We start from the raw sequence: 10,271 nt of genomic DNA, 5'->3' as shown, positions 1-10,271 counted from the left end.
CAAGCGCCTGGTGGACTTCCAGGAACGCAGCGGCCACCTCTACAACCTCGAAGCCACCCCCGCCGAAGGCACCACCTACCGCTTTGCCCGAGAAGACCGCAAACGCTTCCCGGGCATGCTCCAGGCCGGCACGCCCGAGGCGCCGTACTACACCAATTCCTCGCAGTTGCCGGTGGGTTTCACCGACGACCCGTTCGAAGCGTTGGAGCTGCAGGATGCGTTGCAGTGCAAGTACACCGGCGGCACGGTGCTGCACCTCTACATGGCCGAGCGCATCAGCTCGAGCCAGGCCTGCAAGCAGTTGGTGCGCACCGCACTGAGCCGCTTCCGGCTGCCTTACCTGACCGTGACACCGACCTTTTCGATCTGCCCGGTGCACGGCTACCTGGCGGGGGAGCACACGTTCTGCCCGCGTTGCGATGAAGCGTTGATAAAGGAGCAAGACCATGAATGCACAGCAGCAACTGCCTGAAGAAAAGCGCCAGCGGTGCGAGGTGTGGACACGGGTGATGGGCTATCACCGCCCCGTGGCTGCGTTCAATCCCGGCAAGCAGGCCGAGCACAAGGAGCGCCGGCACTTCCGAGAACAGCGCTGACATTCCAGACCTGACGCAGCCCTTGCAGGAGCAACGGTCTTGCTCAAAATCTAAAAGCCAGCCCAAACCCTGTGGGAGCGGGCTTGCCCGCGAACACCGGCACCGCCGGTGGTTTCTTCGCGGCTGAAGCCGTTCCCGCAGGGCCAATGCATGCTGCCGCCAACAGGAGCGCCCATGCCAACGCCCACCCCCAACTGCCGAGCCAGCGCCCTGCGCATCGGCGGCCTACAACCCATGACCACCCTCGACTACCCCGACCACCTCGCCTGCGTAGTCTTCTGCCAAGGCTGCGCCTGGCGTTGCCGCTACTGCCACAATCCCGAACTCATCCCGCGCAACCCCCATCCCGGCGTGAGCTGGCACCACGTGCTCGAATTCCTCGAGCGCCGCCAGGGCCTGCTCCAGGCTGTGGTCTTCAGCGGCGGCGAAGCGACCCTGCAACCGGCCCTGCCTGCCGCCATGCGCTCCGTGCGCGAGCTCGGGTTCAAGGTCGGGCTGCACACCGCCGGCCTGCGCCCTGGTGCATTGAGCCGGGTGTTGCCGTTCTGCGACTGGGTCGGGATGGACATCAAGGCGCTGGAGGAGGACTGCCAGCTGATCACCGGCGTGCGCGGCAGCGGGCGGGCGAACTGGGAGAGCCTGGAGATGTTGTTGGGGCACGGGGTTGAGTATGAGTGTCGGACCACGGTGCATTGGGGGTTGTTCGATGGGCAGCGGGTGATGCGGTTGGGAGAGCGGTTGGCGGGGGTTGGGGTGAAGCGGTTTGTGGTGCAGTTGGCGCGGGGGGGGAGGGTGTTGGATGCGGGGTTGGGGGAGGTGGCGGGGCCTGCGGAGAGTGGGGAGGTGTGGGGTTATCTACAGCAGTTGTTTGAGCGGTTTGAGCTCAGGGAGGCGTGTTGAGGCTTGTGGATATCATCCTGATATTTGCTTTAAGGGTCGCTGGATATGGAATATCTCTCGGCTGATTAGAGCGCTGGAATGAAATTATCCAAGGTCCCTGCGGCCCTCAATCGAGCTTTCGGACCACGAAGCGCTACGCCTTTCAACAGGGCGGCACAGGGAGAAAATGCCTACATGGCTTTGTGATATCAGGTTCTCCCGATATCATTGCCTTTCGATTCAGCACCACCATATGACAGGCATTAGTTAAAGGGATTGATTGGTGGGCAGGATTCATTTCGATGTTGACGCCGTCTATTGCATCTCGCTCGATGCACGGAGTGACAGGCGTGAGTTGTTCAGGAAGAGCATTGGCAAGGTGCTCGACAGCCCGGTGATTTTTCATGTCGTCCAGAAGCACGGCGACCCCAAGCGCGGCTGCTACGAGTCGCACCAGCAACTCGCCCAGCGCGCGCTCGAGGAGGGCCTGGAGCGGATTCTGATTTTTGAAGATGACGTGATGCCCTACGAGCTGAAAGCCTCGCGGATCGCCTGGGTAAACCGCTTCATGCGTCGCCATCGTTTCGAGGCCTTGCACCTCGGCTACAGCATGGGCCGAACCTGGTTGACCTGGTTCCCGTTCATTGCCCGGGGCCGCGTCGTGGCGCTTCATGCGTACGTGCTGTCACGTAAAGGCTGTGCGATCCTGGCCCAGACGCCGTACGACGGCACGCCCGTGGACGTGATGTTCAAGCGACGGATTCGGCAACACTGCGTGTTCCCGATGATGTTCCGCCAGCATGCTGCTGCTGTCACGGGTAGCGACCTTGAGGACGTGGTGAAGAACGAAGACGACTGGTGGGAGCGTAATTGGCGTAAGCACTGGCGTTCGCCGCTGAAGAACTTTTGGCGTACGGTGCTGCGTTTGGATTTCTGACCGGAGGGGGATCGGCTTCAACCTCTCAGACAGAGCCTAGTGATGAGCGTCAGCAAATCCCGCGCCACGACATGCGACCTCACCGTTTTGTGGCGTGAGACAGACCAAAGTGTCTCAGCGAGACTAAACCGACGATCTGTATGATCGCCACTTAGGTAACCACGTCAGTAACCAGGCAAGGACGCTGAAAAATGAGTTCGAATGAAAGGAGTGTTCAGCTTCACCAAAGCGCGAGCACCGAAACTGCAAACTTTGACCGATTTGTTCTGGGCGCGTCGATGGCGGCTTGCGCGTACCTCGCTCAGACGATGCCTTTTGGGCCTCTAGGTCTTAACGTGTCCACGATGTACCTGATTACGTTACTCATAATGGCACTGAGCGCCGTTTTCGGGTTTCTCCGCATCGAGGCTACGATCACCACAACAAATGCAAACTCGGCCTACTTGCACCGGATCGAGATGGGAGCGCTAAACGATCTCACCTCAAGGATGCTTGCGAGAGAACCTGCTGAGCGTTGGGCCGCACGCACGAAAACGATGTACCGGATGCGTAACATCACGATGCTGATTTCATTTTTCTGCTACGTCGCTACAAAGGTGTATGCGAGCTATCCCGCTTGAGCTTGGTCCGTGGCCACGTAAGCATTCCAGAATGTATAGCGGCCTTGAAGCTGGCCGGTGTGTTTAAGCGCCTCTAGAAAACCTTCGAGGGAATCTATGGTGACTGACTTGTCACCTAAGTCTTTGCGTTCAGTGAGTGCTCTCTGGATTACGTCGATTGTTTGATGGCTGTCCATGGAGTCTTGCTCGCGCTATTGAGCGCCTATCCTAGCAACAGCCCCAACGCAAATCGTCACAGGTCGGCAATATAAGGGTGGCCAAACTGGAGGCCATTTCCCCTGGCAGCCACAGGCTATACACGACCCCTGGGGCATCGCTTAAACAATGGCTATACACAACCCCCTTCGCATCGCCACTTTTCTACTGCGCTACGCCTAACATCTAGCACTGAGCACTGAGCACTGAGCACTGAGCACTGAGCACTGAGCACTGAGCACTGAGCACTGAGCACTGAGCAGTCTGATCCGGGAGGGTAGCTCCTGGAGGGGGGGGACGAAACGGAACGAACGGGGAAAATTCAGAAGACAATGGCCCTAAAACGAAAAAGGCCCACCGTAAGGTGGGCCTAATTGATTTCTATGGTGGCACCAGGAGTCGAAGAGAGTAATAAGTACTTGAATTTAAATATTTTAATTAATTAAGTAAAATTTTCTATCCCTAAAACTACCTTTATACTCATGATTCGCTTGTATAGACGGGCTTTAGCGTGTTAAGCCTCAAAAATAATGAGGGAGCTTCTAGTCAGAGCAAGGCATTGGCTGAAATTGCTTTGCGATCGTGAGCTGTAGAGCAAAAAAATTGGCTGCGTACATACTGACCGCAGCCAACCTTTACTTGAGAAGGCTATGTGTGTGTGCAAAATTAATTGCTCAAGACTATGTGTAAACGCAATTTCTTGCCCCATTGTCCCGTGTTGAGTGGCACTCGCTCAAGCTCTTGGATTCTACTTCGGTTAGTAAGTGAATTTCAAGCCTTTTTTGTCGATAGCTCTCTGAAGATTTATTTGGCTGTCCCAATTGGTGAACCAGGTTTTTGATACTGACTTTAGGAAGTCATTGATTTTGTTTTTGTTGGGGATGTCATACTGATCTAGAACAAGTTGAAGAAATTTTTTCTTGAGTTTTTCAGTGATATACGGGCACGACATGCTGTCTAGTAGCAAATGGATTGTGTTCGACTCAATTGCACGGCGGTCAAGGGAAATAGTGGCTTCAATCTTTTCTAGAATTTCTTCTTTAAGGGTGTTGTATGTGGGGTTGGACTTAATATAATGCAAAAAAGTAATGATTTCGAAATAGCAAGTGTTATGGGTGGAGCTTATTTTTTCATATAAAGACTTTAGCTTTTGAGGGGGTAGTAGATATTCGCGACCCAGCGTGGATAGTAGAGTTAAGATGTTTAGTGATTCAACCTTGCAGTCGTCTTTTTCATCGTAGATCATTAGGTCCAAAAATAAAATACTTTCATCGAGTATCTTTTTCTTTAAGTTGTTTTCGTGATCATAAGAAAGGTGCTTGGAAATATCAAGGCAAATCGAGGATATCTGAATGACTAGATATGTAACTCTAACTCTAGGCGTCATGGAGAGAATGAAGAAGCAGAGTTCGAGTAGTATATAAATTAAGTTAAAAATACTTTCTCGATCAGTATTGCCTGCGAAAGCTATATTTCTAAGTTTGCTAATTTTTTTGCAGATTCGACTTAAGGCAATGCCTGCGACGCCAGAGTAATCAGTGACATTGGAGAAAAGTATTTGTTTGAATTCTTGAATCAAGCGATTGGCTTTTTTTGATGGCGAACCTTTGCAAACTACATCACATGTTGACTCGTCTGTATTTACTAGGTGCTGATCAATAAAATCATTGATAAATTTCCTGGTTTCACTTTTCGCAATAGTGAGTGAGGTCATGAATGGCGTAGTATGAAGGCTGGTTTTGCTTTCGTTGATGTGTAGCTTGTATAGCTCTAGATTTTCCTTGAATTTCTTGAATATCTTCCTGCAGGTTTCTTCTTTTTTTGAAAATACAAAATAATCATCGACATATCTTTTGACGGTGTAGTCACGCCCCAAGATTAAGTGGTCTTTCGATAGATCTGATATAGTTTCTATATCAATGCGCTGCAGTATTATTTCAGAAAATATTCTTGAGGTTTCGGGGCCGATAATGATGCCGTTAGTTTCTCCGTGGTTGGAGTTTCTAATTATTTCATCAAATTTATTTTCAAATGATATTCCGTTATGGTTGTCTTTAGCAAATCCCTTGCTCTTGACCGCCCATGCTACCGAGTGAGTGTAAATAGAGTCGAAGCATTTTGAGATATCAAAGCGCATCAGGAAATTAAATTTTTTTTCGATCCTATGGTATTCGTAGGATTCGTAAAATTTATAAAGAAAATTGTATTTGTTGTAGGAAAAATAAGAGCTTGCATGAGGAGTGTTTAGGTTGTCAGATCCGTCGTTTATCTCCTTGGCCTCTGGGTTGATGTCAGCGCTACTATATTTGCTATCTATATCATAGAAAAAACCTGCTATTTTTACAGGCGCTCTGAGAGAGATCTTGCTCCGCGAGCACAGAGACGTAATTAGTACGTCGTAGTCTTTATAGAATTCTATATAGTCAAGCTGTGATGTTGGATGCGGCAGACTGAGGCTGCGAGCTCCCAGTGTGTCTTTTTTAATTTTGTAGGGAAGTGGGATTTTCCAAGTATTGCTCCTTATGGACATGAGGAGGTTATTTGTGTGCATATCCCCATTTTTTATGTGCTCATAGAAACCTTCGTTGTTGAAAATTACAGGAACTTCATATGGTGCTGTCTCAGTTAAAAGTACCCTTTTGAAATCTCCCTTGTTGATCCTCGATTTAGGCATTTTTCCAGCACTCCTTTATGGCGCTCAACTTCTCTTCGCTAACTTTATAGGTGATTTTATTTTTGAATCCGGAACGGAATGAAAGTCTCCCTAGTTGAGAGCGTTCCGCGTTGGATAGAGATTTTGATAGCGCTCTCCCCAATGAGCCTCTTTTGCTGTGTACTGATTTTCTTAGGAAGTTTGTGAGGTCCAGTAGTGCCGGATCGTCCGCGCTTAATAGTGGATAGTTGTAAAATATTCCGCTGCGAATTTTAAAATCACCTTTAATGCTGAACTCGCAGTTCCCTGTTAGGAAGTGGATTCTATCCTTCAGCAATTGGTAGTTTGGTTTTTTGCAATGATCAAGTAGCGCTAGTATTGTTCTTGTCTTGATGCGGTTTACTTTTCTTTCTGCTAGGCTTACGGTTACTTTTTTGGGTTTTTTCCGATCTTCTTTTTTTGAGTTTTTGGGAATGTCAGAAAAGGTAAAATTATATCCGAGGTAATCTAGCGTAATATTCTTTGGTGCGTCAGGCTCGCAAGTGCAAGATGCTCTGCATTTACAGTTGTTACTGCATTCGCAATTTAGCAGACACCTACAAATAATAGGGTGATATTTGCTCTTCTTCTTGTGGGTGTTAAGCCCTGTTGGAAGGGAGCTTTTAATCGCTCGTTCGCTTCCAGTTGTTATGTTCTTGTATGCAAATATGATTATGTCGTCTACGTATCTAGCGTAATAGTAGACTCCACTGAGGCTTCTGATGGCACCGTCGAAATCACGCATATATATTTCTGTTAGCGTAGAGCTTATGTTTAGTCCTCGGGGGATATGGTCAGGGATTGAAGGGTCTCTCAGAATTGCCTTGACTATTTTTTTCGAAGTAGGTGATAGAAGTGTTTCTTCGAAAATTGGTTCAAGTACGGCGTCAAGCTTTATGCTTTCATAAAAGCTTTTAATGTCTAATCTTATTATATGTATTGGGTTGATTTCTTGGAGCAGTGTATATACTTGCTTGGTTATTTCTCTGCGGTTAGACTGCTTTGCACCATAAATGCGTTTTAGATTATCGTTAAGCTTTCTTAGGATTAAAATCTCTTTTATGCTTTTGGTGCGGACTATTTTTTTGTTTTTTATTTGAGCAGTGCTAATGCTTTCAAATTTAAAATCTTGACTGTCCACCTTGTAACTCAGATCGGTCAGAATTTTCTCTTCGCTTTCAAAGGAGTTTTGCTTCTTTAATTTCCGCTGATCGCGTCTGCTATGAAGGAATTTTTTTAGATTATCCGGTGAAAAGTTCTGATTCAGCATAGGATTCTCTGTTACCAATCTGGTATGCGATGATAGTCGCTGAAATGTGAAGTGTGGTTATCGAGAGTTCATGTTTCTGTTCTGCTAAATAATACGCTATATGGCGCTGAATTTAGTCAAATGTTAGTTTGACATCGATTTTATGTGAGCTGGCAACTTGTTTCATTTTTGGTTCGCCTGGGCGCATCGGAGGAAGCATATTTAAATATGGGTCAAAGCACAATGCCATCATGGTCTAATCTACCTGCCAGCGCAATTTGAGCTTACGCGGTGTAGAGCTAAGCGTACAAAGTCCGCCGGAGCACATTTCTATATCCGAAAGCTCAGTCGACCACTCGTCGTTTTGATTGATGTTTTGGCAAATCTCCCATTTACATCAAATGTAAGTGTCGCCGTCGCTCAGTGGCGCTCATCTGTAAACCTCCCCACGTCATCCCGCCAAGAATGCTGAGTGTTATCAGGGATCAAGGCCCCTGCGACCTGTGGGGAATGTCCACTACGCGGGACTGGCGGCTCCTTACGTCCGGGAGCAAGGGCATCTCATGATCTGGCCTCCTGAGCACCGTTACCGGTGGGCGGGTGGAGGCTGCATTGGCTGACGAGACCAGTGCCGCGAGATCCTGAGCCGGGTGAACGCAGCAATGCGATGTCCGGGGCATGCCTGACTGTCAGTCAGGTGCAGTCCATTCCTTGGTCTGCGGCACCATCATCTACATCGCTGTTGCCGGTGACATCGGCGTTTGTCACGCCAATTGTCACGAGGGGAATTGCCGCTGAGCCATGTGCGATCAGGGCTGCAGCAGTGTTAGAAGCGCCCGTCTCTTTCCAGTGAAAGAGACGGGCGCGGGTTGGCGCACGCGAAATGGCCAAGCGAATAGGTTGCTGCTGAGCAGATGGGTAGGGTGGTTGCCGCAGGGGCAACGATATTGAGGTGGCATCCATCACATGGGTAGTGACCGTACGAGCTGCCGGACGCGAATCGTACTTGCGGGTGAACCACCGCGGGAGCGGCGTGACCTTCAAGGTTCGGGTCACCTGGGGTGCTGTCATCGACAGCTCTTGCGACTCCTGGTCTACGCCTGTGGACTGCCGGGGAAGGTCAGGCCTTTGCAGCCATTGGGATGGACAGGCTGAGGCCGAATCAACGAAACGCCAAAACGAAAAAACCCGCCAGAAGGCGGGTTTTTCGGGGGTTCCAGAGATTTTGAAAGCTTTCTATGGAACCTTGAATGGTGCCGGCACCAGGAATCGAACCCGGGACCTACTGATTACAAGTCAGTTGCTCTACCATCTGAGCTATACCGGCACAGGGGCGTCATTATAGCGATCGGTTGGCTGCTGTAAACCACTTCCTTGCATTCAACGCGAAATCGCCTAAGTCGCCGCCCTCAAAGGAGAAAATCCTACCAGCCGCGGTGGATGGTGTTGACGCTCGGTTCAGGCTCTGCGGGGTTGAAAAACAGCTTGTGGTTGTCGCAACCGCGCTTGCGGCAGCGGTCGTCCACTCGCAGGGGCAGGCCGCGGTCGCCGCCGAGCTGCATGCCGGGGGTTTCCCAGTCCAGGTTCGAAGTCCTTGGGGTGTAGCTGCTGCTACTGCTGGAGCAGCCGCTCAGGGCCAGGCCAAGGGCCAGAAGGGTGAAAGGCGTGGTGTATTTCACGTGTCGAAATCCGTTCATCTATCAATCTGGGTTGCGAATGCGCTGGATGGTGCCACCGCAGGCCATGTAGCAGCTGTCGTAATCGCGGCCGCAACTGTAGCTGGACGAGCTGCCGAATGGGTAGCTCGGCTGGTAGCAGTTGTGACGCGCTTCCTTCTTGCTCTTGCCGGTCTTGCAGTACTGGTAGGCACGCATTTCGGCCTGGTACAGGGCGCGCTGGCTGTTTTCTTCCAGACGCTCCAGTTGCTGGCAATGTCTGCGCTCGCTCGAGCAGCTGTTGATGCAGTTCATGCCATGCGCGCTGGGCGGTGGCGAATACCTATACGTGTAACTCGGGCCGCAGCCGCTGATCAGCCAGGTGGCCAGCAGTACGGCGAGTAAACCTTTGTGGGGCAAATACATGGGTGTTGCAGTCCTTGATCATTCCTCGCTGAACTCCAGCAGGTCGCCAGGTTGGCAGTTCAGCGCGCGACACAGCTTCTCGAGGGTCTCGATCTTGAAGCCCTTGATCTTGCCGTTCTTCAGCAGCGACAGGTTCGCTTCCGTTATGCCGATGATTTCCGCCAGGTCCTTGGAACGGATCTTGTTCCGGGCCATGACGACGTCGAGGCGGATGATTATCGGCATAAGGGGTGGCTAGACATAACAGTTGTGTTCATCGCTGATGGTCTTGGCGTCACGCATGAGCAGCGAGAAGGCGCAGAGCAGAATGCTTTTCATGATCTCGTAGACAGCCTCGGATGATACACCGATCGACACGCTGAAGCTCCTTTCGCCAGCAGGCAGGTCGATGGCCAGCGCCAGGCCCTCGAAGGTGCCGATCAGCGACCAGAGCAGCGGCGAGCCGATGCACAGCAGGCCGACCCACCAGAGCAGGCGGATGTTGGGCAGCGTCCAGGTCTGGCCCTTGGACAGGCGCATGAAGAAGATGCCGGTCAGCAGCAGGGCGAATGCCGAGATGGCGGTGGGAATCAGGTCGAGGAAGAACACCAGGCCGATCGCCAGGTGGGACGGTTGGTAGCCTTCGGCCAGGAGCAGCGGCATCTGGTCGCCGTAGGCCTGCAGGTAGGCGGAAACCATGGTGGGGTAGTCGAGCAGCCAGAGCAGCGGCGTGCCGCCGAACTCGACGGCAGCGGTGGTCCAGGCCAGAAGGGCGGCCAGGGCGCCGATGGTGCGCAATCGGGAGCGCGCATAGGCGACGGATCTACTGTTCATGGGGTGCCTCCGTACAGTGATGAACGGGGCGGATTATTCTTGATAAATTATCGTAATACAATAATTTATTTTGCTGTAATGACTTTTGCGACGCTTTGCCGCAGTGGGAACTTGAACCTGGTGTGGGAGCGGGTTTGTCCGCGAAAAAGACACCGCGCTGCCTGGCACGGGCTACGCCCGTGTTCGCGGGACCAGCCCGCTTGTGTCTT

Annotated in this window: 11 protein-coding genes and 1 tRNA gene; 5 read left to right on the top strand and 7 right to left on the bottom strand. The window is 51.3% G+C overall.

All coding sequences use genetic code 11. The features are described from left to right. The 5 genes from nrdD (VA602_RS03135) to VA602_RS03115 form a co-directional block, all read left to right on the top strand. Positions 1–472 (top strand): anaerobic ribonucleoside-triphosphate reductase (gene nrdD, locus VA602_RS03135; protein WP_323452446.1); only part of this gene is annotated, 472 nt, incomplete at its 5' end. Next, entirely contained in the window at positions 447–596 is a 150-nt protein-coding gene (gene nrdD / locus VA602_RS03130) for an anaerobic ribonucleoside-triphosphate reductase (protein WP_323452445.1), read from the top strand. The genes nrdD (VA602_RS03135) and nrdD (VA602_RS03130), both read left to right, overlap by 26 nt. 174 nt (positions 597–770) lie before the next feature. Next, entirely contained in the window at positions 771–1,496 is a 726-nt protein-coding gene (locus tag VA602_RS03125) for an anaerobic ribonucleoside-triphosphate reductase activating protein (RefSeq protein ID WP_323452444.1), read from the top strand. 262 nt (positions 1,497–1,758) lie between these two features. Then, positions 1,759–2,412: a glycosyltransferase family 25 protein gene (locus VA602_RS03120; RefSeq protein WP_323452443.1), complete on the top strand. Its 654-nt coding sequence runs from the start codon at positions 1,759–1,761 to the stop codon at positions 2,410–2,412. Positions 2,413–2,603: 191 nt separating this feature from the next. Beyond that, positions 2,604–3,032, top strand: a complete 429-nt coding sequence (locus VA602_RS03115) for a hypothetical protein (RefSeq protein ID WP_323452442.1) — start codon at positions 2,604–2,606, stop codon at positions 3,030–3,032. Between the two features lie 952 nt (positions 3,033–3,984). Here the strand turns inward: VA602_RS03115 and drt3b are convergent. From drt3b to VA602_RS03080, 7 genes are all read right to left on the bottom strand, one after another. Next, complete coding sequence (gene drt3b / locus VA602_RS03110; protein ID WP_323452441.1) at positions 3,985–5,901, bottom strand: antiviral reverse transcriptase Drt3b; 1,917 nt, start codon at positions 5,899–5,901, stop codon at positions 3,985–3,987. Then, entirely contained in the window at positions 5,894–7,189 is a 1,296-nt protein-coding gene (gene drt3a / locus VA602_RS03105) for an antiviral reverse transcriptase Drt3a (RefSeq protein ID WP_323452440.1), read from the bottom strand. Before drt3a ends, drt3b begins: the two co-directional genes overlap by 8 nt. A gap of 1,230 nt (positions 7,190–8,419) precedes the next feature. After that, positions 8,420–8,495: transfer RNA gene (locus VA602_RS03100), tRNA-Thr, on the bottom strand. 97 nt (positions 8,496–8,592) lie between these two features. After that, on the bottom strand, positions 8,593–8,847 hold the full coding sequence (locus tag VA602_RS03095) for a hypothetical protein (RefSeq protein ID WP_226938352.1): 255 nt from the start codon (positions 8,845–8,847) through the stop codon (positions 8,593–8,595). A 21-nt stretch (positions 8,848–8,868) separates the two neighbouring features. After that, the gene (locus VA602_RS03090; protein WP_054895537.1) at positions 8,869–9,249 is read right to left on the bottom strand and encodes a hypothetical protein; all 381 of its coding nucleotides are present in this window, start codon (positions 9,247–9,249) and stop codon (positions 8,869–8,871) included. An 18-nt stretch (positions 9,250–9,267) separates the two neighbouring features. Further along, positions 9,268–9,474 (bottom strand): helix-turn-helix domain-containing protein, encoded by a 207-nt coding sequence (locus VA602_RS03085; protein ID WP_043211003.1) that lies wholly within the window; start codon positions 9,472–9,474, stop codon positions 9,268–9,270. Positions 9,475–9,483: 9 nt separating this feature from the next. Beyond that, on the bottom strand, positions 9,484–10,062 hold the full coding sequence (locus VA602_RS03080) for a hypothetical protein (RefSeq protein WP_323452439.1): 579 nt from the start codon (positions 10,060–10,062) through the stop codon (positions 9,484–9,486). Positions 10,063–10,271: the final 209 nt, after the last annotated feature.

Origin of the sequence: Pseudomonas machongensis, from assembly GCF_034961125.1 — a bacterium.
Classification (GTDB): domain Bacteria; phylum Pseudomonadota; class Gammaproteobacteria; order Pseudomonadales; family Pseudomonadaceae; genus Aquipseudomonas; species Aquipseudomonas machongensis.
Note: the sequence above shows the minus strand (reverse complement) of the source record. Positions and strands in the feature narration are given on the sequence as shown.

Bases quoted from the DNA above. Each gene is read 5' to 3' on its own strand.
- VA602_RS03080 (WP_323452439.1), bottom strand. From the start codon at position 10,062: ATGAACAGTAGATCCGTCGCCTATGCGCGCTCCCGATTGCGCACCATC.
- VA602_RS03115 (WP_323452442.1), top strand. From the start codon at position 2,604: ATGAGTTCGAATGAAAGGAGTGTTCAGCTTCACCAAAGCGCGAGCACC.
- VA602_RS03090 (WP_054895537.1), bottom strand. From the start codon at position 9,249: ATGTATTTGCCCCACAAAGGTTTACTCGCCGTACTGCTGGCCACCTGG.
- VA602_RS03085 (WP_043211003.1), bottom strand. From the start codon at position 9,474: ATGCCGATAATCATCCGCCTCGACGTCGTCATGGCCCGGAACAAGATC.
- VA602_RS03125 (WP_323452444.1), top strand. From the start codon at position 771: ATGCCAACGCCCACCCCCAACTGCCGAGCCAGCGCCCTGCGCATCGGC.
- drt3b (WP_323452441.1), bottom strand. From the start codon at position 5,901: ATGCCTAAATCGAGGATCAACAAGGGAGATTTCAAAAGGGTACTTTTA.
- drt3a (WP_323452440.1), bottom strand. From the start codon at position 7,189: ATGCTGAATCAGAACTTTTCACCGGATAATCTAAAAAAATTCCTTCAT.
- nrdD (WP_323452445.1), top strand. From the start codon at position 447: ATGAATGCACAGCAGCAACTGCCTGAAGAAAAGCGCCAGCGGTGCGAG.